This window comes from Bradyrhizobium centrolobii (assembly GCF_001641635.1).
Lineage (GTDB): Bacteria > Pseudomonadota > Alphaproteobacteria > Rhizobiales > Xanthobacteraceae > Bradyrhizobium > Bradyrhizobium centrolobii.
In genome coordinates this window covers 237,047-259,062 of the sequence record NZ_LUUB01000090.1, presented here as the reverse complement: position 1 = coordinate 259,062, position 22,016 = coordinate 237,047, and the positions used below count along the sequence as shown (strand labels likewise).

21 protein-coding genes and 1 pseudogene are annotated in these 22,016 nt (G+C 62.8%); 4 read left to right on the top strand and 18 right to left on the bottom strand.

All coding sequences use genetic code 11. The annotated features are described in order from the left end of the window. Positions 1–284 precede the first annotated feature (284 nt). The 9 genes and pseudogenes from AYJ54_RS33325 to AYJ54_RS33285 form a co-directional block, all read right to left on the bottom strand. A complete protein-coding gene (locus tag AYJ54_RS33325) occupies positions 285–1,328 on the bottom strand; it encodes an IS110 family RNA-guided transposase (protein WP_063705421.1) in 1,044 nt (347 codons plus the stop codon). A 71-nt stretch (positions 1,329–1,399) separates the two neighbouring features. After that, a pseudogene (locus tag AYJ54_RS33320) lies at positions 1,400–2,230 on the bottom strand (amidohydrolase); the annotation flags it as partial. Positions 2,231–2,332: 102 nt separating this feature from the next. After that, a complete protein-coding gene (locus AYJ54_RS33315; protein WP_063705795.1) occupies positions 2,333–3,421 on the bottom strand; it encodes a mandelate racemase/muconate lactonizing enzyme family protein in 1,089 nt (362 codons plus the stop codon). A gap of 196 nt (positions 3,422–3,617) precedes the next feature. Then, entirely contained in the window at positions 3,618–4,811 is a 1,194-nt protein-coding gene (locus tag AYJ54_RS33310; RefSeq protein ID WP_063705793.1) for a M20/M25/M40 family metallo-hydrolase, read from the bottom strand. Positions 4,812–4,916: 105 nt separating this feature from the next. Then, positions 4,917–6,164, bottom strand: a complete 1,248-nt coding sequence (locus AYJ54_RS33305; protein ID WP_063705791.1) for an MFS transporter — start codon at positions 6,162–6,164, stop codon at positions 4,917–4,919. 331 nt (positions 6,165–6,495) lie between these two features. Next, complete coding sequence (locus AYJ54_RS33300; RefSeq protein WP_063705789.1) at positions 6,496–6,924, bottom strand: universal stress protein; 429 nt, start codon at positions 6,922–6,924, stop codon at positions 6,496–6,498. Positions 6,925–7,094: 170 nt separating this feature from the next. Beyond that, positions 7,095–7,310 (bottom strand): hypothetical protein, encoded by a 216-nt coding sequence (locus AYJ54_RS33295; RefSeq protein ID WP_063705787.1) that lies wholly within the window; start codon positions 7,308–7,310, stop codon positions 7,095–7,097. Between the two features lie 156 nt (positions 7,311–7,466). Then, positions 7,467–7,679 carry a hypothetical protein gene (locus AYJ54_RS33290; protein WP_136624089.1) on the bottom strand — a complete coding sequence of 71 codons (213 nt, stop codon included), beginning with the start codon at positions 7,677–7,679 and terminating at the stop codon, positions 7,467–7,469. 190 nt (positions 7,680–7,869) lie between these two features. After that, a complete protein-coding gene (locus tag AYJ54_RS33285) occupies positions 7,870–8,688 on the bottom strand; it encodes an LssY C-terminal domain-containing protein (RefSeq protein ID WP_082905969.1) in 819 nt (272 codons plus the stop codon). A gap of 352 nt (positions 8,689–9,040) precedes the next feature. Here AYJ54_RS33285 and AYJ54_RS33280 point away from each other — a divergent pair, with 352 nt between their 5' ends. Further along, positions 9,041–9,409 (top strand): hypothetical protein, encoded by a 369-nt coding sequence (locus tag AYJ54_RS33280; protein ID WP_063705783.1) that lies wholly within the window; start codon positions 9,041–9,043, stop codon positions 9,407–9,409. Between the two features lie 48 nt (positions 9,410–9,457). Here AYJ54_RS33280 and AYJ54_RS33275 read toward each other — a convergent pair whose 3' ends face one another. Continuing rightward, positions 9,458–10,357 carry a LysR family transcriptional regulator gene (locus AYJ54_RS33275; protein ID WP_063705781.1) on the bottom strand — a complete coding sequence of 300 codons (900 nt, stop codon included), beginning with the start codon at positions 10,355–10,357 and terminating at the stop codon, positions 9,458–9,460. 144 nt (positions 10,358–10,501) lie between these two features. Here AYJ54_RS33275 and AYJ54_RS33270 point away from each other — a divergent pair, with 144 nt between their 5' ends. The 3 genes from AYJ54_RS33270 to AYJ54_RS33260 all read left to right on the top strand — a co-directional run bounded on the left by AYJ54_RS33270 (position 10,502) and on the right by AYJ54_RS33260 (position 13,281). Then, positions 10,502–11,488 carry an aldo/keto reductase gene (locus AYJ54_RS33270; protein WP_063705842.1) on the top strand — a complete coding sequence of 329 codons (987 nt, stop codon included), beginning with the start codon at positions 10,502–10,504 and terminating at the stop codon, positions 11,486–11,488. Positions 11,489–11,504: 16 nt separating this feature from the next. Further along, entirely contained in the window at positions 11,505–12,704 is a 1,200-nt protein-coding gene (locus tag AYJ54_RS33265) for an arabinose transporter (protein ID WP_063705779.1), read from the top strand. A 181-nt stretch (positions 12,705–12,885) separates the two neighbouring features. After that, positions 12,886–13,281 (top strand): (R)-mandelonitrile lyase, encoded by a 396-nt coding sequence (locus AYJ54_RS33260; RefSeq protein ID WP_063705840.1) that lies wholly within the window; start codon positions 12,886–12,888, stop codon positions 13,279–13,281. 250 nt (positions 13,282–13,531) lie between these two features. Here the strand turns inward: AYJ54_RS33260 and AYJ54_RS33255 are convergent, their stop codons facing one another. From AYJ54_RS33255 to AYJ54_RS33220, 8 genes are all read right to left on the bottom strand, one after another. After that, on the bottom strand, positions 13,532–14,458 hold the full coding sequence (locus AYJ54_RS33255) for a hypothetical protein (RefSeq protein ID WP_136624088.1): 927 nt from the start codon (positions 14,456–14,458) through the stop codon (positions 13,532–13,534). Between the two features lie 136 nt (positions 14,459–14,594). Continuing rightward, on the bottom strand, positions 14,595–15,245 hold the full coding sequence (locus AYJ54_RS33250; RefSeq protein WP_063705775.1) for a Fic family protein: 651 nt from the start codon (positions 15,243–15,245) through the stop codon (positions 14,595–14,597). Positions 15,246–15,314: 69 nt separating this feature from the next. Then, entirely contained in the window at positions 15,315–15,509 is a 195-nt protein-coding gene (locus AYJ54_RS33245; protein ID WP_063705773.1) for a hypothetical protein, read from the bottom strand. A 350-nt stretch (positions 15,510–15,859) separates the two neighbouring features. Next, positions 15,860–16,096 carry an HGGxSTG domain-containing protein gene (locus tag AYJ54_RS53590; protein ID WP_283808723.1) on the bottom strand — a complete coding sequence of 79 codons (237 nt, stop codon included), beginning with the start codon at positions 16,094–16,096 and terminating at the stop codon, positions 15,860–15,862. Between the two features lie 29 nt (positions 16,097–16,125). Next, positions 16,126–16,785 (bottom strand): hypothetical protein, encoded by a 660-nt coding sequence (locus AYJ54_RS33235; RefSeq protein ID WP_063705838.1) that lies wholly within the window; start codon positions 16,783–16,785, stop codon positions 16,126–16,128. Between the two features lie 434 nt (positions 16,786–17,219). Further along, positions 17,220–19,760, bottom strand: a complete 2,541-nt coding sequence (locus AYJ54_RS33230; RefSeq protein WP_063705769.1) for a branched-chain amino acid ABC transporter ATP-binding protein/permease — start codon at positions 19,758–19,760, stop codon at positions 17,220–17,222. Continuing rightward, complete coding sequence (locus tag AYJ54_RS33225; protein ID WP_063705767.1) at positions 19,757–20,632, bottom strand: branched-chain amino acid ABC transporter permease; 876 nt, start codon at positions 20,630–20,632, stop codon at positions 19,757–19,759. The genes AYJ54_RS33230 and AYJ54_RS33225 overlap by 4 nt, the downstream gene beginning before the upstream one ends. Positions 20,633–20,717: 85 nt before the next feature. Next, positions 20,718–21,962, bottom strand: coding sequence for an ABC transporter substrate-binding protein (locus AYJ54_RS33220; RefSeq protein WP_063705765.1), 1,245 nt, complete (start codon positions 21,960–21,962; stop codon positions 20,718–20,720). Positions 21,963–22,016 lie beyond the last annotated feature (54 nt).

Here is a 22,016-nt window from a genome sequence, read left to right as displayed (position 1 = left end):
ATCTATGGACCACGCCCGCGTTGCAAGAGGAATCGACAAAGGATAAGCGGTTTGCGCCAATCTATCCGGCTTCGATTTGAGGCTGTCGCCCCGAGCCATTATGGATATCCGCGCACTTCTGTCCTCAATAACTCGCCGGCCTCAAGAAGGGCCATGGCGTCGAACCAGGCTTCAGAAGTGTCGGTGGAACCGTTTCTCCATTCGTCCTTTCCGTCTCGCAAACCTCGGCGGGATGGTGTGCTATTCCGATTGGATCGTGAGTCTTCCTTCCCGGGTCGGGCGTCCTATGCAGTGTGGCCCAGGAAACTCGCTTCGTAGTCACGGCCTTTTGCGAGCATGCTCCAGGCCATGCGCGCGAGTTTTGCGGCCAGGGCGACAACCAGTACATTCGAGTGGAGCCGCTTCGATGCTGCCTCCAGCCAGGCTCCGAAGCCGTGCCTGGCCCAGGTTTGGCGCCTCAGCAGTACGGCTCTGGCTCCCTGAATGAACAATGTTCGTAGATAACGGTTGCCGCGTCTTGATATGCGACCGAGAATGGTTCGATCACCGGTCGAGATTTGTTTCGGTACCAGACCAAGCCATGCCGCAAAGTCGCGGCCCTTCTGGAACGCATCACCAGTTCCGATCGCGGCGATCATCGCGCTTGAGATGATCGGCCCGATGCCTGGCGCACTCATCAGGCGGCGACAATGCGCATCTTGCTCCGCGAGCTTGTTGATCTCCTTGGTGACTAACGCGACGCGACGGTCGAGATAGCGCCAGTCCTCGGCCAAGTCCTGGATGAGCCGAACCACCTGAGGCGACAGGCTTTCCGAAGGCATCGAGAGGATTTGGGGGAGCGCCAATCGGAGTGCTGCCGCTCCCTGCCGCACTGGTAGCCCTCGCTCAAGCAAAAAGCCCCGGATTTGATTGATGACCGCCGTTCTCTGCGTCACCAGTCGACTGCGAACTCTGTGGAGTGCCTGTAAATCAAGTTGTTCGGCCGACTTCAGTGGGACGAACCGCATTGTCGGCCGCTGAGCGGCCTCGGCGATCGCTTCAGCATCCCGAAAATCATTCTTGTGACCCTTGAGGTATGGTTTGACGTACTGTGCCGGCAAGAGCCGTACTTGGTGACCTAATTTCTCGAGCTTGCGCCCCAGATGATGTGCGCCTGCACACGCCTCCATTCCGATCAGGCAACGCGGAACATTGCCCAGCGACTGGTCAAGCTGATTTCTCGACCGCTTTTTGCGTAGCGTGATTGCGCCTGTGGCATCGAGGCCAACGACATGGAATGTGTTCTTCCCGAGATCGATACCGATTGTGACAATGTTCGTATTCGACATGGCTTGCGCTCCTGCTGCTGCCCCGCCGGGCTCCACGTTGCCGCTGAGAGCGGGCGTGGTCCATGCCATTAACTCGTCGCAATCCCGGCGCAGATATCTTCGATGCGCTCAAGGATGACGTCCTTCACCCCATTGCGATGATACCGCAGCGTGCCGCGGATCGTCACGCGTCCGGCGATCTGGTTCGGCGCGGTGCCGCCCTCGATCGTGCATAGCGAGAGCACGGCGGTGTCGAGCGGATCGACGCTGCGCGCGACGATCGATTGCATCGCGACGATCAGGTGACCCGCGGCCATCACCGGATCGCGCGTCAGATGCGGCATGCCGGCATGTCCCGCATGGCCCTCGATCGTGATGGTGACGCGCCCGCCGGAGGCCATGACGACGCCGTCATGGACCGCGATCGTGCCGGCGGCAAGGCCCGGCCAGTTGTGAAAGCCGAACACCCGCGTCATCGGAAAGCGGTCGAACAGGCCAGCCGCGACCATCGCGCGCGAGCCGCCAAAGCCTTCCTCGGCGGGCTGGAAGATGAAGTCGACCGTTCCGCTCCAGCTTGTATCGGCCGCGAGCAGCGCAGCTGCGCCAAGCAGCGAGGCCGTGTGCCCGTCATGGCCGCAGGCGTGCATCACCCCTCGATTGCGCGAGGCGTAAGGAAGCCCAGTATCCTCGGTGATCGGCAGCGCATCCATGTCGGCGCGCAAGCCGACGCGTCCCTGTGGAGACCCGCGCGTCAGCGTCGCGACAATGCCATGCCCGCCGATGCCGGCCTCAAAGGGAATGCCGAGCTCAGTGAGCTTCTCCTGGACGAAGGCGGCGGTCGCCTTCTCCTGCAAGGATAGTTCAGGGTGCGCATGCAAATGCTGGCGCCACGCGGTCAGTTTCTGGTGAAGCTCGGGTGTCAAGGTTTTGGTCTCTGGATGGTGTCGGCGCCCGCCACAATAGCGGAATCGCCGGCCTCTGCATCCAGCATCAGGGAATGCCTCGCGTGCAGCAAAGCACGGCGCCTAAGGCGAAAGCTTCGCCAGCCCCTTCCAGTCGAAGCTGATGCCGTGGCCCGGCCGCGCCGGGGCCAGCGCCATGCCCTGCTCGAGCACCAGCGGATGCTCGATATATTTGTCGAGCCCGAAGCCGTGCGCTTCGAGATAGGAGCGGTTCGGACAGGCCGCGAGCAGGTGCACGGTGATGTCGTGCGCGCCGTGGCTGGTGACGGGAAGGTTGAAGGCTTCCGCGAGCCGCGCGATCTTCATGAAGGCGGAAACGCCGCCGCAATTGGTCACGTCCGGTTCGGGATAGGACACCGCGCCGGCGGTGATGTAGTTCTTGAACTCCCAGAGCGAGCGCAGGTTTTCGCCGGCCGCGATCGGCACGCCACCGGCTTGCATGATGCGGGCGTGGCCGGCGACGTCGTCGGGGATGATCGGCTCCTCGAGCCAGGTGAGGTCGAACGGTTGAAACGCGCGGGTGGCGCGGATCGCTTCCTCGACCGTCCACTTCATGTTGGCGTCCGCCATCAGCGGAAAACCGTCGCCGAGATGTTTTCGCATCGCCTGAACGCGCGCGACGTCGGATTTAAGGTCGGGCCGGCCGACCTTCATCTTGATGGCGCGAAAGCCCTTTGCGAGATTGCCGTCGGTCTGCTTGAGCAGCGCCTCGACGGAGAGATCGAGGTCGATGCCGCCGGCGTAGCAGGGCACGCGCGCATCGAAGCCGCCGAGCAGGCGGAACAGCGGCAGGTTGGCACGCCGCGCCTTCAGATCCCACAGCGCGATGTCGAGTGCGGAAAGCGCCAGCACGGTCGGTCCGCCGCGCCCGCCATAGTGCAGGGCCCACCAGACGTGATGCCAAATCGCCTCGGTGTCGTCGGCCTCGCGGCTCTCGATCAGCCCAGGCATCTCGCGCTGGAGGATGTCGGCGACAGCGCCGCCATTGCGGCCCACCGTGTAGGTGTAGCCTACGCCTTCGGCGCCATCGGCATCGCGGACGCGGCAGGTGATCTGCTCGAACGCCGCGATCTCGCCATGCGTGCTGTCGGAGAGGGTGACGGGGAGGGGGATCCGGTAGAGCCCGGTCTCGATCGTTGCGATGCGTGCCATTGCGTTTCCACCTGCGCTTTTCTCCGCAGGCTAGGCCCATGGGCGCCGCTCGGCAACTGCGTTGGCAGCAACCCAGGCACGTCTTTCGCGAGCGACCTCGTGGCGCGTTCGTAGGATGGGTAGAGCGCAGCGAAACCCATCACGCGCGTGAGAAGATGATGGGTTTCGCTTCGCTCTACCCATCCTACGAGGCGGCTCACCGCATCGTCGCGAGCTGCACGGCTAGCGCGCAGGCGCGGTCGTATTCGTCGAGATTGATCCATTCGTCGATCGTGTGCGCCTCGTTCTGCCCGGCGCCGAAGGTGACGGTCGGAACACCGTGGCGGACCATCCAGTTCGCATCGAGGCCGCCATTGGCGGCGCGGATCGCCGGCGTTCCGCCGACCGCGGACACGGCCTCGACCGCGCGTTTGACGACGGGCAGGCTTTCCTTCATGCGGAACGGGTAATAGTCGGTCTCGGCCTTGAACTTGACGCGGCCGCACTTTCCTTGCGCGTTGGTGACACGCTTGGCGGCCTTCTCGAACGCGGCCTTGTAGGCCTTGGTGATCTCCTTGAAGAATTTCCCGTCGTGACTGCGGCTTTCGCCGCGCACATGCACGTAGTCGGTGACGACATTGGTGGCGTCGCCGGCAGGCCGTCCCTCGCCGCCGGTGACGGGGCCGACGTTGCTCGTGCCCTGCCGCTTGCCCTTCACCACCTTGCCGAACCAGCCGCCGGACTTCACATCGGCGAGCGCAAGCGCGAGGATCATGGTCGAAGAGATCCCGCGCTCCGGCGCGACGCCGGCATGCGAGGCGCGGCCGAAAATCTCGACGTGCCAGCGATCCGCGCCGACGGCGCCGATGGTGACGTTGGAGGCCGAGCCGCCATCATAGTTGAAGGCCATCACCGGCGAGCCGAGCTCCTCCACCTTGACGTGGCGCGCGCCGTAGAGCCCGCTCTCCTCGCGCACGCAGAACAGCAGCGTGATCGGCGGATGATCGAGCTGCTGCTTGGCAAGCTCGGCCGCCAGCGTCACGAGAACGCCGCAACCGCAGCGGTTGTCGCCGCCGAGCGCGGTCTTGGCGTCGTTGACGATCTTGCGCCCCGAGCGCTTCGGCTTGGCGCCCGCACACAGCGGCACGGTGTCCATGTGGGTCATGAACATGATCCGCGGCTGGTTGTGCAGTGCGCCGCGGCCGGGCAGGTCGACGATAAGGTTGCCGGTCTCGGTCGGCACGGGAATGCGCGTGTTGGCGTCGTCGAGGCGGATCGCCTTCGCCGGCACCCCGCCTTCCTTCAGTGCCGCGGCAAGCTCGCGCCCGATCGCCGCCTCCTTTCCGGTCACGCCCTCGACGGCGAGGAAGCGCATGAGACGGTCGGTGGCGGCTTTCGTGTCGACAGGCATGATTTGTCCCCCTTGATGCACGTTACCTTGTAGGATGGGTGGAGCGGAAGCGAAACCCATCGACTCCTGCATGATGATGATGGGTTTCGCTTCGCTCTACCCATCCTACGAACGTGGCGACGTATAGGCCAGGAAGATCAGCGTGCCCGCCACAAGCGCCGCAGCCATGAACAGCAGCACCGCCGGAAGTCCCGCGAGCGCCGCGACCGCGCCGGTGACCGACTGCATCAGGGCCGCGCCGAGGAAGAACGCCAGGTTGATCGCGGCGAGCGCCTTGCCCGCAACTTGCGCGTCCACCAGCTGCCGCGACATGCCGAACAGCAGCGGCTGCGCCGAGGTCGCAAGGCCAATGAGCACGAACAGCGCCAGATCGTATTGCGGCGGCATAACGGGAACGCCGAGCAGCAATGAGACTGCATAGTGTGGCGCGCCGAGCGCCATCAGCGCGAGCAGCAGGGCCCCGGTCAGGTGCGTGCCGGCAACCAGCTCGCGGCGGTGGCCGACCCTGCGGTCGATCATGCCGATGAGAAGCGGACCGATGATCATCGCGATCGTGAACGCGCCAAGCTGGTTGCCGGCCTCGACCCGCGACAATCCCTTGACCTGCATCAGCCACGGTCCGCCCCACAGGCCCCGCAGCACCAGCGAGGTCGCAAGCGACACCAGCGCGAGCGCGATCAAGCCGCGCAAGGGACGCGAGAAGCCGAGCCGCAGCACTTCGATCATCTGCGACAGCGGGGAGGAATCGTCCTTGTGCTCGGCTGGCTGGTTCGGCACCAGCGCGAACACCGCGAGCGCCACCAGGACGCCCGCGGCCGCCGAAATCCAGAACCCGGCGCGCCAGCCATAATGATCGACCACGAAGGCGAGCGGGCTCGACGACAGCAGCATGCCGATATTGCCGATCGAGAGGATCGCGCCCGACCACAGCCCGAACCGCGCCGCCGACAATTGTTTGGCCGCTAACGTCATCGGGCACATCAGCATTCCGGAGGTGGCGACGCCCAGCAGCACCTGCCCGACCGCAAAGCTTTCGGGCCCTGTCGCGAAGCCAGAGGCGATGGCGCCGACCACGGTTCCCGCGAGCAGGCTGAGCGAGACGGGGCGCACGCCAAAGCGATCCATCGCCGCGCCGACGGGGATCTGCGCCGCGGCAAAGGCGAAAGGATAGACCGCGGTGAGGCTCGCCAGCGCCTGCGGCTCCATACGGAAATCCGCCGCCATCAGATCGAGGCTGACCGCCGGGATGGTGCGCAGCAATGTCGACAGCATGTGACCGCAGGCCAGCGCAAGCAGCGCAAAAATCAGCGCGCGGGTGCCATCTCCCGCTTCATCCGTGGTAACCGCAGTCATGAGCGTCCCGTCCCGGCAAGGGTTTTGGGTGGGGTTACATGATTGGGGGGACGGTGCCAACGGCGCGACGGGCAGCCCTCTTATTCCGGATTGTGGCCTGTCGGGACTTCAACGAGATGCAGACCTGGCGTGAACCCTGTGATATCCGCTGGCCCGAACGCGAAGCCTGGACCGGACAGGTCTGTTTCTCGGGTTAGAGGTTGCCTGGCGTGTCGGGATCTAGGCCCTGGCGGACATGACATCGGGGTTGGCTGACGTCAGCTTGTGACCCAACCGGATACTATCTCGATTTCCCGGCGCGTTGATTTGAGCCGACGCGCGGTCTGCACAGTCACTGACAAACCAGTACGGGAGTTTTCGCCTGCGTCAGGACCTTGTTTGTCACACTGCCGATGAGAAGCATGGAAAGTCCGCTGCGCCCATGCGATGTCATAACAATGAGATCGCAGCCCTTGTCCTCGGCTGTTGCGATGATGGCTTGATGGGGTTGCCCGTTTTCCGCTTGAATCGTCTCGCAGGAAACACCGGCCTGCTTGGCCGCATTTGCCGCGCGATCCAAAGCGCTCTTGGCCTGTTCCTTGCGCAGCTCCGCATATGTTGCGACTGCTTCGAGGAACCGCCCTGATAGTTCTGCAAACGGTTCCACAACGAAGATGACAGAGACCTTGGCTCCAAGGGATTTCGCCAGCGCCAACCCGTGCGCCACCCCATGCTCCGCTAGCTCAGACCCGTCTGTCGGAATGAGAATATGCCGGTACATGCTTTCACCTCCCGATTGTATGGACGTATGGCTGCCCTCCGAGTGTAAGTTGAGCCCGCGTTTCGGATACAGTCTTGAGATAGATCAATCTTCGGCTGTAATTGGCCCTTCTGGCCCCTGCAGGCGTGCGGCTGCATGCGCACGAAAGCGATCGCTTGCCGGCGTGCGCTTTATTGTAAGCCGCGCTTGTGCAGGCTGATGATCACCATACGAATGATGCAGTCTGATATCGATTCGCCTTGCCGTCGCAGCCTCTGCAGCCACTGCCACGTTGCTGCGTCAATCTCGGTTCGCCAGTTGCCGTTTGGCAAGCGCCATCCGGTCGGCGGCTCGATGACGCTCGCGATCAGGGCCCGGCACTCCTCGGTTATTTCGATATCCGGCATCGCTAGAATGGAAATGAAGTCTCGCGGCGGCCCTCAGCGCGGGCCGGGTGTTGCCCAACGCGACAGGCTGCGCCAGTTAAATTGCGGCAATTGCTATTTGGGCCAGCGCTGGCCTTGCCCGCGTGATCGCGCTCGCACTTCGCCTCTGCGCGTCCGTCAGTCATTCTCGTTTATGGCGACAATGGTCTCATCGCGCGGCAGGGCGCACACGACCCGCATGTCATTTTGCAGAGTGATCGTCAGCCACAACGTTTCGTTGTCATGCGCGCCGATCACTACGAGGGCTTCGAGGTAGGCCGCTTCGTGGTCGTCCGCAACGGAAAAACCAGCGCGCTTCAGCGTACCGCACTCCTGTTCGTCAAATTTCACAATTGTCGTCTTATTAAAAGGGACGCCCCCCGCTCGCCCTTCTATCCGGGCTGGGCGCTGAATCCTTGTTAATTTCCGGAAAGGAAGAGCGGTACGGAGCCGCATCGCCACGACATTAACGCGACTTAATCAAAGCGATCTGCCAATGCGAAACAGGCATACAGAGGAGTTGCGGCAGCTGGGTCGGCGGTCATCGTGCCCCGGCTTGGTCAGCGATGCCGTGCCATAAGTCATCTTTCAGAGCAATGAGAGAGGGCGGCGGAATGGTCGGCGGATCGGCGGGTCCATTTGCTGCTCCCGGCACCAGGACTGCAACGTGGATCTCGCCGTCCGTATAGTAGGGGTCACCGCCACCGTTTCGGCCGAACAACGTCGGGCCTATGCCGGAGATCTGAAAGAAACTGCTGACGACGCGCGCCGCGCGCAAGTCGGCCATCAGGATATCTCGCTCGGCATCGATGTCGGCAGCGATATGATGGGTTACTTGTCCCGTGTCGTGGCTCAACCCGACACCCCGGTCAAAAGTTGCCGCACCGAGCCAGACTGGACGACCGTCCTCTCCCTTCTCTAGCGCCTTCCAGAACCGAACGTGATTACGCCGATCTGCACTGCGTCCTGCGGGCTTCTCGAAAGCGAATTGCTCCTTCTTTCCCAGATAGTAGAGCGGGCTAACGGGGGCGTTGCGATACGGTCGATCCAGCACCACGCTCCCGACGATCTTGATGCTCGAGCGCAGTGTCACAGGATCGGCCGCAGACCATCCGGCCGCATTCATGGCACGGACGACGTCTTCTTCGCTGCCAACAAGCCCAACGTTCAGGGGATCGGCGGGGATATCGTCCGAGGTCCTGGTGAGCATCGGCAGTGAGGCAAGCCCAGGTTCGTGCTCGTGGTGAATCCACAGGGCAGGCACCAGAAAGTAAGCAAGGGCCAGATAGGCCAGCAGCAGAACGGCCAAACGGAAAGGCCACCGTCGCTTCCTCGTCTCGCCTTTGGCGAAGTTGGTCATGCGGAATCGTTCGAGCTAGGGTACTCGGCGCCCTTATCCGATCAGCACATTCAATTCCAAGCCGACAAAGGATACCCGGATCGGAGCCTCACCGGAAGCGACCGGACGGCTCTCGGGCCGGCACTTTTGAGCCCGAAGCGAACACTGCTCATTCGCCCGTCAGTGCAATGCGGCAGGCGCGGCTCTTGATTTAGATCAACAGGAGTGACGGAAAGCAGGTTCAACCTGCTCAGTCAGGCCGTTGGCACGTTTGAGCGATGCCTACGACCGTAGGCCGCCGGCGACCAGACGTAGGCGTTGCTGAAGTCGCTGCGCCGGACGTTGCAAGAATCTTATTTGGAAAGGACATTCCATGCACCCAGCCATCATGGCAATGGCGGCAGCGACTCAATTGTTGATGCCCATTTCGGATGCTGTCCCAAAACTCAACGTCGAAGCGACCTGCAAAGGGTCGGTAGAAGCCGATAAGGCGATGGGTTTGGCGTTACCTCAAAGTTTCGACAAGTGCATGAGCGACGAGAATTCGGCGCGACAACAATTGGGCCCGATTTGGTCGTCGTATTCCGCGACGGTCAGAGCCCAGTGTGAGGGCGAGGCGACGGACTTCAACAACGCGAGCTATGTTGACCTTTTGACCTGCCTTCAAATGACCGATGGCTCGGTCTCGACATCGACAACTGCGTTGAAGGGAGCAAGCCGCAAGAAGAAGGCTCCAAATTAAACCGCACTATCCGTCTCCAAGGAGAGCCGCTGCCGCGTCGCGCAAGGACTATTTCCCGCGGTATCGAAGCGCCTCGACCAGCAGCGAGAAAGCCGGCGTGGGCTGGCGACGGCTCGGATAGTAGAGATGATAGCCGGAAAACGGCGGACACCAGTCGGCAAGGACACGAACGAGTTGTCCCTTCGCAATGTACGGCTGCGCATGTCCTTCCGTCAGGTAGGCGAGGCCAAAACCCCTGAGCGCTCCTTGCAGGAGGAGGCCCGCGGTATTGAACACAAGCTGCCCTTCGACGCGCACATTGAGCTCTCGACCGTTCTTTTCGAACTCCCACACATAGATGCTGCCGCCGTGGGTCGGCAGGCGAAGATTGAGACAGTTGTGGTGAGTGAGGTCCTGCGGCGTCTTGGGCCGCTTGCGTTCAGCGAAGTAGGCGGGCGAGCCGACGACGGCCATCCGAAGGTCGGGGCTGACGCGGACAGCGATCATGTCCTTCGCGACGAGCTCGCCCGGGCGGATACCCGCATCAACCTGTTGCGCCACGATGTTGGTAAGTCCGTAGTCGATGACCACCTCGACATGGATGTCGGGGTGCGTCGGTAGAATTTTATTAAGTGCAGGCAGCAGGATTTCCGCGGCAGCATATTCGGTCGCAGTGAGACGAACGGTTCCGGCCGGCTTCTCGCGGAATTCGCTGAGCGCGGCAAGCTCGGCATCCATCTCGTTGAACTTGGGGCCGATGCTCAGGAACAGCCGCTCTCCAGCCTGGGTTGGCGTGACGCTTCGCGTCGTCCGGTTTAACAGACGCACGCCGATCCGCTCTTCCAGATTCCTGATGATCTGGCTGAGCGCGGACTGCGTCATGCCGAGTTGTGCCGCCGCGCGCGTGAAGCTGCGTTCCCTCGCCACTGCGAGGAAGGCGAGGAGGTCGCTCGCATTGTCCCGGTTCATTGATAAGCCTGTCTAATGACTTCATTCGAAATCTATCATCTTATGCCGCGCGACCGGAAGTCCTAGGTTCAGGTCGGCGATTTGAGGGGCCGATCGAGCGGCTCCAGGCCTGCCGCCTGCGCCAAATTTCTGGGAGCCATGTCGATGGACTATACGCATCTGGGCCGGACCGGCCTGAAGGTGAGCCGGCTTGCACTGGGCACCATGAACTTCGGCGAGCTCACCGACGAGGCGACCAGCTTCGCCGTCATGGACGAAGCGCTGGGAGCCGGCATCAATTTCTTCGATACGGCGGATGTCTATGGCGGCCCCCAATCGCCGGACATGGAGAAGGGTTTCGGCATCTCCGAGGAGATCATCGGCCGCTGGCTCTCGCAGGGCAGCCGGCGCGAGAAGGTCGTGCTGGCGACCAAGGTGTACCAGCCGATGGAGACCGGACCGAACGATCGCCGGCTCTCCGCCTATCATATTCGCCGCGCCTGCGAGGCCAGCCTGCGGCGGCTGAAGACCGACCACATCGATCTCTACCAGATGCATCACGTCGACCGGGCGACGCCCTGGGAAGAGATCTGGCAGGCGATGGAGCAGCTGATCCGCGAGGGCAAGATCACCTATGTCGGCAGCAGCAACTTCGCGGGCTGGGATATCGCCACCGCGCAATGCACGGCGGCCTCGCGCAACCTGCTTGGCCTGGCCTCCGAGCAGAGCCTCTACAATCTTGCCCAGCGCACCATCGAGCTGGAGGTGATCCCGGCGCTGCGTCACTTCGGCGTCGGCCTCATTCCCTGGAGCCCGATTGGCATGGGGCTGCTTGGCGGCGTGTTACGCAAGATCGCCGGGGGACGGCGGGCCTCGCCTCTGCTCCAGATGCGGATCGACAGGCTGCGGCCGCAGCTGGAAGCCTATGAAGCGTTCTGCGACGAGCTGGGCAAGACGCCGTCCGACGTGGCGCTCGCCTGGGTGCTCCACAATCCCGTCGTCACCGCAGCGATCAGCGGACCCCGCACGGTGGAGCAGCTCGGCCAGAATCTGAAGGCGGCGTCTCTGATCCTCTCGAAGGAGACGCTGGCGAAGCTTGACAGGATCTGGCCCGGCCCTGGCGGCGAAGCGCCGGTTGCCTATGCCTGGTAGAGCCGGCGGTCCATCGATGTCCGCGATCGTGGCGAACGGGGAGAGGTCAGCGGCCCTGATGCTGCTGCCGATCATGTGCGTGGTCTTCGTCGCCTTTCTCGTCATCGGCTTCGCGCTGCCCGTTCTGCCGCTTCACGTGCACGATGGTCTGGGCTTCGGCACATTCGTGGTCGGCCTCGTCGCCGGCAGCCAGTTCGCGGCGTCGTTGATCTCCCGGCCGTGGGCCGGCCACTACTCTGACAGACGGGGCGCGAAGCGCGGCGTCGTCGGCGGCCTGCTGGCAGCAGCAACCTCCGGGCTGCTCTATCTACTGTCGCTCGTCCTCAGCGGTGCTCCGCTGGTCTCGGTTGCCGTTCTCCTGCTCGGGCGAGGCTTGCTCGGCGCGGCGGAGAGCTTCATCATCACAGCCGCAGTGAGCTGGGGTCTTGCGTTGGTCGATCGGCGGAGCACCGGCAAGGTGATTGCCTGGGTCGGTTCGGCGATGTTCGCAGCCTTCGTGATCGGCGCACCGGCTGGTTCCGCGCTCTATTCCGCCTATGGCTTTGCGGCGATCGCGTTCGCTACCTCAGCGGCGCCGCTCGCCACTCTGCTGCTCGTTGCGCCTCTTCCCACGGTAGATCCGGTGCAGCAGTCCCGCGTCTCGTTCGTTGATGTGATCGGTGCCGTCTGGGTCCCCGGCTTCGGCTCGGCGCTCGGCAGCGTCGGCTTCGGTGCGGTCACCACGTTCATCGCCTTGCTGTTCGCGAACCGGGGATGGGCGGACGGATGGCTGGCCTACACGGCTTATGCCACAGCTTTCATTCTGGCGCGGCTGTTCTTCAGCCATGTGGCCGATGCGATCGGCGGTGCAAAGGTCGCGCTCTCTTGCGCGCTGATCGAAGCCGTCGGCCAGGCAATGATCTGGCTGGCCGTCCGACCCGAGATGGCCCTGGCCGGCGCCGCGCTGACCGGCTTCGGCTTCTCGCTGGTCTATCCCGGCTTCGGCGTCGAAGCGGTGCGCCGCGTGTCGGCGCAAAGCCGCGGCCTCGCCATGGGGGCCTACACCGCCTTTCTCGACCTGGCGCAGGGACTGGCGAGTCCCGCGCTGGGATTGATCGCGACCGGAGCCAGGCTGAATGTCGTGTTTCTGGCCAGCGCGCTTACCGTGCTCTGCGCCGCGCTCGTCGCAGCGTGGCTGATGGCGCATCCGGTGGCGATCGAGGGAAGTGCGCAATGAGATGGATCGAAGCGACCTTGTGTTCGTTCTGTGTCATCGCCGGCGCCGCGACATGCCGGGAGCAGCGGAGATGATGATTACACGCAGGCACGTGCTCATCGCCGGTGGTGCTGCGGCGTCGATCGGAATCGGCCGTACGCATGCGCAAGAATTCGAACCAGTGAAGGAGCGTGATATGGACATCGATATCAAAAGAAACGGGTCGCGGCCCTCGCAGAAGGGCCCGGAAGATTGGTTCACCGGCGCGGTCCGCATCGATCCGCTGTTTCAGGCGACGGAGCCGGCGCGAGCGAATGCCGCGCAGGTGACGTTCGAGCCGGGTGCTCGAACGGCCTGGCATACGCATCCGCTCGGCCAGACGCTGATCGTCACCGCAGGGCTCGGCTGGGTGCAGCGCGAGGGCGGCCCGGTCGAGGAGATCCGGCCCGGCGACGTCGTGTGGTTTCCGCCGGGGCTGAAGCACTGGCATGGCGCCTCGCCGATCACCGCCTTGACCCACATCGCCATCCAGGAATCGGCTGGCGGCAAGACCGTGGACTGGATGGAGAAGGTCAGCGAGGAACAGTATCGGAGGTGATGGGACGGTTTGGGCAACCGCAGACGAGCAACGTCGCAACTGTTATCGGAGCCGAACAAACCTGTTCGTACCAAGCGCAACTTCCGCGAAATCGACGGTGGAAAGGGTTGACCATGGTATTGTTGGTTGCGGCTCATAGTGAGTCGCAACCAGTCCGTAGGATGGGTAGAGCAAAGCGAAACCCATCATTCGCGCGTTTCAATCCGCGCTAATGCTGAAATCTGCTAACCTTGCGCGCGTAGTGTCGGGTTCAGCCATCTGGGAGAGTAATCGAAACGGCAAGAGCCGCGCCGATCGGCCCTGTCCTCCGTTCGAGGAAATACCGAACACGCTCCTCGCGCGAGGCATCGAATTGCTCACCGACTTGGCATGTGAGCAAGAGGTCGGCGGCCCACGCTTCTAGGCGCCAATTGCTTGCCGAAGCTGCCTGCGTCAGCGTCGTGTAGGTTGGGGAATCTCCGCCTTTGAGCCCCGTGAGCGCCTGGTGCACCTCGTCTGCATCGAGGACGCGGCACCCAATCGCCGGCCGATCAAGTCGGATTCGCTCCTTGATTGGATAGCTGATCGAAACCGGGATCTCGTGCGGATTGTAGAAAAGGTAGTACACCGCTTTTCCAAAGTCGCGGTTTAGCGCGTCGATCACCTGAATCTGACGGCTTCCCGCCCGCATGGCTCCATAGACGCTGTCCTCGCTGAATGAAAAATGCAGATGAAGCGCGCCGATGGCTTGTTTGTCTTCGCGGCGGATGAATCTGTTCATGCCCGCAAAGAGCTCGAACTCGTCTTCATCATCCTCAACATCGTTGTTGTCGGGATAGAGACGCTTTGTCTGAAGTAACCCGATCTTCTTGGCGATCAATGTCTCGCCCCGGTACACAAAGACCAGAACCGCGATGTCTGCCGTTTCCCACCGACGCACAAAGGGCGGCTCCCAACGCGGCCAGCCAGTCCGCAGCAAACCGCCGACATTGTGGGTGTCCATGCGCACGATCGCTCCTGAGGGGAGTAGGGTCGGCGCGGCTTCGGGTATCAGAGCTTCTATCAATCCATCATCGAGTGAAGTTTCCCGGACATTTGGAAGGTTAACAAGCCGCTCACAGACGCGTCGGTTGGCTTCGGCAAAAACATCCCGATACCAAGCGACCACATCTTCAGGAATGTGAGGCCAAGGATTCATCTGGCAACCACACCAACGATGCGTAGAGCAAAGCGAAGCGAAACCCATCAACTCATTCGGGCCTGGACCCTCCATGGTTCTGGTGGGGTACCCAGCTCGAGCTAGCGCCGAGATTTAGTGGTGTCTCAGTTCGAATTTACGGATCTGGAATCGAGGCGATCTGAATCTGCAACAGTCGGTTTAGATAATCTTTCATCTGGCTCAAATCCCTCGCCGCTGAGTTCACGGCTGCCGCCTGGTCTGCAACTCGGATGGCGGCCTCATAGTCGGGGCGAGTGAGCATGATTTGGTCGATGACGGTGGTTGTGCCTGGCAGGATCACGCCCAGTCGTGCATTCAGGCAGGCATAACAGAAAGCGCGCGCTGTCCGGCCATTGCCGTTCCTGAAGGGATGTATCCAGTTGATACGCCAAAGAGCGAAAGCCGCGGCGTCCAGCGCATCTCCTTCGTGCCAAATTCTATGAAGCTCCTCAAAGAATTCCGTCATCAGTTGCTGCACTTGCTCCCAAGGCGGAGCTTGGTACAGAACCTCCCCAGTTTGTAGATTTGCCACTTGGACGGGGACGTCTCGGTATTCGCCAGGCCTATTGAGCAGGAATAGCGTCCCGCACCTATGAAGCTCTCGCAGTGCCATTTCGTTTGGCGCCCACGGCAATTTGTCTGGCTGACTGAAGTGGATGAGAAAGGTAACCAGCGCTTCCAGCACGTTGATGCTGTTTGCTGCATTTAGTTGTTCAATGTGATGAGCCGAAGGCCCATTGATTAATTCCCAGTTACTATCGAGCATTGCCCCGCCCAAATAAAAAGGCCCAGCAAAAGCTGGGCCTTTCTATTAGCGGTTGTCCATTCGATTGTGTCAACCGACTTTCTTCTCGGCTGTTTCGTGACCCTCGTTTTGGTCAAGGAAACTCGACACCTCGTCACGGGTTAGGGTCGAGTTTTTGGACCGAAGACCCATGATCAAACTCACCCTCTGTGCCTTGCGCTCAGAAGGAGTTACGCGGTGATTTTTAGCTTTTTCAGCAATCTGTTCCAGTGTCAGCGCGGCCATGACAACTCCCCGTGGGGCGGCCCCAGCATGATGCTCTTGATTCTTCAACACTTTCTTACGACTTTGGTTCCAGGGGCCAGCCTTACGGCACATCATATGCATATTCGGGGTTGTGCCGACAAGCCCGCACGTAGCCTGTGGACCCCTTTTGACCTTTGGGCCCCTCTTAACCTTTGGGCGTGGCCTATACGCCCTTCCCGTGCTGTGCTTAGCGGAGAGCATTCGGCGCAGACAGGGAACCGAGAGGACGGAAAGGCGAAAAGCGCCATTGCCGATGACCCAATCAGCACAACCGGCGCCTACTACTTTAACTGCAACCGGACCCCCGCCTGCCCAAACCAGCACTAGAATCATTTCAGTTCCTCCAGCAACTTCCGCGTCTCACCCAACAGGGTCCGGACCTGCTTTCGCTCGGCGATCGCATCCCTCGTGTACAGTCCATGCTTCTGCGCATTCCGATTTCCCATTGGTGCGCCCGATCCTGCCGCGCCGCCGTGCATGCGGCAGCGTGTCTCGCCGTGCACCGATGGCGCGCGACAGGCGTCGCCACTGCGGGTCCTTGCGCCGCAGCGCGGGCTCGCCAGCATGGGGCCGGCGTTGTGCGTGTGGCCGCTACTCATGCGGTGGCGCCTTGCTTGGCCTCGGCCCGTTCGTGCTCGCGTTCGCCGGCGTCAAGCGCCGGGCCCATCCCCGCGTCCTTCGAACCCGCCTCCGCAACGATCACCCTTGCATGCTGCGTCACATTCCCCACGATTGCCTTGCCGCCGTCCTGCACGGACAGGTTCTGCACGGTGATGGCGCGCTCGCCGTTGTTGCGGTAGCGGTTCAGCGCCTCGACCTGGGCCGGGAAGGTGCGCATGAGCCTGCTGAGAGCGCGCGCGGCGCTGTCCTGCCGAGGGATGTCGTCGGCGCAGGCGAGACGATAGGCGCATCGCATCGCCGTCACGTGCACGGACACCATCTGCGCCGCCAGCATGGCCTCGATGGAATCCCGCGGACGGATGCTCTTCATCATCGAGATCATGAAGGCGAGATTGGCCTTGTCGGGATTTCGTCCGATCGTGCTGGCCTTGACCAGTTGCTTCAGCAGGCCCTGCAGCGCGTCGCGGTCGACGGCGCCGAGCGCGTCGGCCAGCAGCCGTTCGCCGGCTTCCTGATCCGGATGGTCGATCGAAATGCGCCGCCGGGAGAGTTTTATCTTCGGGCTCGCGGTGATGGCGGGGCGATCGTTTGCCGCGATTGCGGCCGTCGTGTTGGGTTTCGCAGATGTTGTCATGTCGATGCTTCCTTTGGCAGCGCAGGCGACGGCATGCGCGCGTGCAGCCGTCGCGCACAGCAGCGCGCCGTTAACCTGGGATGTCGATGATCGTGTTTTGCGCGCAGGCCGTCTCGAGGCGCCCATGGCCGCAACGGGTAGGGGCGTCTCACGGATTGCTGCGATGATGGAATCGTGCGCCTGTTTTGCCCGACGTGTCAAACGGTATTGCGAGGGGCAGGGTCTCGCGCCGGCAGCCGTCGGCTACTTTGCATGGGGTTGTTTTTCAGTTTTTGTTGGAGCCCCGGCGTGCCGGCCTCCTCTTCACTTACCGTGCGACGGAATTGATGCGCATCAGGCGCATGTGGCCGGCCGAAGATCGCGGAAGAGACCAGGGAGCTTGCCGAAGTCGTCGCGACGGCAAATATCAAGTCCGACTGACGCGTCGCGCGACGTCACAGCCACAGGATCTGCTTGCGATAGCCGAGATCGTTGAGCAGCGGCGTCGCCGGTCCCTGATGGAACACGGCGCCGCGCTCCAGCGCGAAGACGCGGTCGGCGAGCGCGAGCACGAGATCGAGATTGTGCTCGACGATGACGATCGACATGTGCTGGCGGAGCTGGTCGAACACTTTGAACAGCTCCAGCGTCACGGCCGGCGCAAGGCCCTCGAACGGCTCGTCGAGCAGCAGCAGGCGGACATTGCCTGACATCGCGCGTGCGACCGCCACCATCTGCTGCTCGCCGCCGGAGAGATAGTCGGCGGCAACGTTCATGCGCTCCTTCAGCCGCGGGAAGGTGTGCAGGATCTGCTCCTCGTCCCAGACCACGCCGTCACTGCCGTCGGTCTTGCGGGCGAGACGGCCGAGCGCGAGGTTTTCGCGCACGGTCATGCCGGCGAACAGGCCGCGCCCCTGCGGCACGTAGCCGATGCCGCGGCGCGCAATGTCGGGAGCGGGGAGGCTTGCGATGTCGCCGCCGCGATAGGTGATGCTGCCGGACGCCGCTGGCACGAGGCCGGCGATGGTCTTCAGCAGCGTCGACTTGCCGGCGCCGTTGCGTCCGAGCAGAGCGACGATCTCGCCTTCGCGCACATCGAGCGCGGCATCGTTGAGGATGTGGCTCTTGCCGTAAAACGTGTTGACGCGATCGAGACGGAGGACGGTCTTGCTGTCGCCGGCGGCTTCACCGGTGCGTTGATGCTCGACGGCGGGAATGCCCTTGCCGGTATAGATCTCCTGCACGCGCAGATCGGCCCGCACCGCTTTGGGGCAGTCGGACATCAGCACCTCGCCCTGATTCATCACGGTGACGACAGCCGAGAAGCCCAGCACACGATCGATGTCGTGCTCGACGATCAGCACGGGAATATTGTCCGCAATGTTCTTGACGAGGTTGGACACGCGCTCGCGCTCGGCCGCGGCAAGGCCCGCGAGCGGCTCGTCGAGCAGCAGCACCTGCGGCTTGGAGCCGAGCGCGATGCCGAGATCGACCAGCCGCTGCCCGCCATAGGAGAGCTCGCCGCCCTCGATCGCCTCGATGCCTTCGAGCCCGAGGAACTTGATCAGCGCGGTGGTCTCGGCGTGGATTTCCTCATACGCGTCGATGTCGTTCCAGATGTTGAAGCGCATCGACCGGCGCGCCTGCAGCGAGAGGCGCAGGTTCTCGTAGATGGTGAGCCCGCGAAACAGGTTGGTGATCTGGAACGAGCGCGCCAGCCCCTGATGGCAGATCAGGTTTGCCGGCACGCCGGCAATGTCCCGGCCGTTGAGGCGGATCGTGCCCCGGTCCGGCGCGTAGAGGCCGGAGACCAGGTTGAACAGCGTTGTCTTGCCGGCGCCGTTCGGCCCGATCAGCGCGTGGATCTCGCCGGCGGCGACCTTAATGCCAGCATTCTCGACCGCGCGGATGCCGCCAAATTTTTTGGAGACGTCGCTGACCTCGAGCACCGTGCCTTGTCGTGGCTCCGGCCGCAAAAAGTCCGGCAGCGGCAGGCCGTCATAGATCTTGCGCCGGCTCATTGCGGCGGCTTCTTCGCATGCGGGACGGAAGCGCCGCATGATCAGTGCGCCGATGCCGACGAGGCCGCCGGGCGAATACATCACGAAGGCCACGAAGGTGAGGCCGAACCAGAACAGCCAATCCGACGTCCAGATCGAGAACAGCTCGCGGAACAGGATGAAGAACAACGCGCCGAGTGCTGGCCCGAGCAGGCTGCGCATGCCGCCGATGACGACCATCGCCAGAAGCTCGCCGGCGAACGGCACCGAGACGGCTTCGGCCGAGACGAGATAGTTCAGGAACGCGATCAGCGCGCCGGCTAGGCCGGTGACGACGGCGGAGATCGCGAACACCGCAAGCTTGTAGCGTTCGACTGGATAGCCCTGGAAGCTCGCGCGCAGCTGGTTCTCGCGGATCGCCACCAGAACATGGCCGAACGGCGAGCGCACGAGGCGCATGAGGACATAGAGCACGATGAGGCCGATCGCCGCGACGACCGCATAGTAGTTGACCGCGTTGTCGAGACTGATTGGTCCGATGTCACCGCGCTTCAGCCCGCCGAGACCGTCCTCGCCGCCGGTCAGGCTCGTCCAGCGGAACGCGGTGGTGTAGACGAGTGCCGCAAGCGCGAGCGTCAGCAGTGAGAAGTACACGCCGCGCCGGCGCAGGATCAGCATGCCGATCGCGGTCGATGCGATCGCGACGACGACCATCGATGATAGCAGCGGCAGCCAGATATCGCCGGGGAAGAAGCGAAGCTGGATCAGGCCGGCGGCGTAGGCGCCGATGCCGAACCAGGCGCTGTGGCCGAACGAGACGAGGCCGGTATAGCCGATGCAGAGGTTGAGCCCCATGGTCGCGATCGCGAGCCCGACGATCCAGGTGCCGGTGTTCACGGAAAGGCCGAGTGCCCTGAGCACGAAGGGCAGCGCAATGACCGCAACCGCTGCGATCAGCAGCAGCCTCAGCTTCTCGATGGCAGAGCCACGGGTCATTCGAACTTCTCGATGCGTTCGCCGAGCAGGCCGCGCGGGCGCACCAGCAGCACCAGGAACATCAGGATATAGATCGAGGCTTCACCGGCTGCCGGCTGGAAATGAATGGCGATGCCGCGCACGACGCCGACGAGGAGGGCTGAGATAACCACGCCCCAGAAGCTGCCGAGCCCGCCGATCACGACGACGACGAACGCCACCGTCATGATCTCGGCACCCATCGCCGGATGCACGGTCGTGATCGGCGCGAAGAAGGCGCCGCCGAGCGCGGCCATGCCGACTCCGAGCATGACGATCGCGATCATGTAAGGCTGCAGGCGAATGCCGAGCGCGGCGACCATGTCCGGCCGCTGGATGCCCGCGCGCACCACCCGTCCGAACGAGGTCTTGTGCAGCAGGAGCCAGACCGCGACCAGGACCACGGCGATGACCGCCAGGATCAGGAGGCGGTAGCGCGAGAACAGGAAATCGCCGAGGATGACTGAACCGCGGAAGCTTTGCGGGATCTCGGTGGAGACCGGTGCTGCGCCCCAGATCATGCGGATCGCCTGCTCGGCGACCATTGCAAGCCCGAAGGTCACGAGCAGGCTCAGGATCGGGTCAGCCGTGTAGAAGCGGCGCAGGATGAAGCGTTCGAAGAGGATGCCGAGCAGGGCGACCGCGAGCGGCGAGATCACTATGGAGGCGCCGAAGCCGAGGTGCTTCACGAGTTCGACGAAGACGTAGGCGCCGAGTGCATAGAAGGCGCCATGCGCGAGATTGACGATGCCGCCGACGGAAAAGATCAGCGACAGCCCGAGCGCGATGAGCAGGTAATAGCCTCCGAGCACGAGGCCATTCACCACCTGTTCCAGCAAGAACTCGAACTGCATGTTGCGTCCATTGCCTTGAAAAGAACGGCGCCGGCAGGGCCGGCGCCGCTGACGCCAATCGGCCTCGATGCGCGTAAGCCGCGCCTCAGGCCTTCATCTCGCAGGGATTCTGTTCCCTGGTCGGATAGATCGTCTCCAGCGGGTCGTTTGCCGCCGGCACCGCATCGCCCAGCACCAGCATATCCCACTGGTCCTTCATCTGGTCCTTTGGCTTGACGGTGAATGGATAGGCCTCCTGCACCATCTGGTGATCCCAGGAGCGGAAATAGGCCTTGCGCGCCTTGCCGATGTCGAACTGGGATTGCTTTTCGAAATAGGCGATCAGCTCATTGCTGTCGGTCGATTTGGTGGTGTTGATGGCCTCTGCCAGAAGCTTCAGCGTGATGTAGTCGATCCAGGCGTGGTTCTCCGGCGGCTTGCCGTATTTCTTGCTGAACGCCGCGACGAAGGCCTGCGACGCCGGATTGTTCAGCGTGTGATACCAGACCGTCGGCCAGGTGCCGCTGAGATTGCCGGCGCCCGCGGCCCAGGCATCGCCGGTGTTGAGGTTGAAGCCGACCAGCGGATAGGGCAGGCCGAACTCGGCATATTGCTTGACGAGATTGGTGACCTGGTTGCCGGCGAGGTTGCAGCAGACCACGTCGGGCTTGGCCTGCCGTACTTTCAAGAGATACGGGCTGAAATCGGTGACGTCGATCGCGATCAACTCGTCGCCGATCAGGTTGGCGTCGTGCGTACCGAAGAACGCCTTTGCCGCTTTCAACAGGTCATGGCCGAAGATGTAGTCGGCCGTGAGCGTGAAGAACTTCTTGCCTTTCACCATGCCCTTCTGCGACAGCGCGGTGCCGACCGCATTGACCATCACGGTGTTCGGGATGTCGCAGTGGAAGGAATATTTGTTGCAGTTCTTGCCGCGCAGCGCGTCCGACCGCGCGCCGGTCGAGAAGAACACCTTCTTGTTGCGCTCGGCGACCTGCATGATGGTCAGCGAGGAGGCCGAGGAGATTTCGCCGAGCAGCACCACCGCGCCGTCCTGCTCGAGCATGCGCTGCGCCTTGGTGGCTGCGGTTGCAGGGTTGATCGAGTCTTCCGACAGCAGGTCGACCTGCTTGCCGAGAACGCCGCCGGACTGGTTGATCTCCTCCGCCGCGAGCTTCACGCCCAGCTGCGCGTAGCTGCCGATCACGCCGAGAAAGCCGGTCAGCGGCGTCAGATGCCCGATCCGGATCTTCTCGGCCTGGGCCCTCACTATCGCCGGAAACCCCAGTGCGGACGCGCCTGCAAAGGCTGCGCCCGCACGTAACAACGTCCGTCGGCTGGTGCGGATCATCTTTGTCTCCTCCCCGGGTGCATCGCGTGTCTCCCTTCAAAATCGGATGTCCGA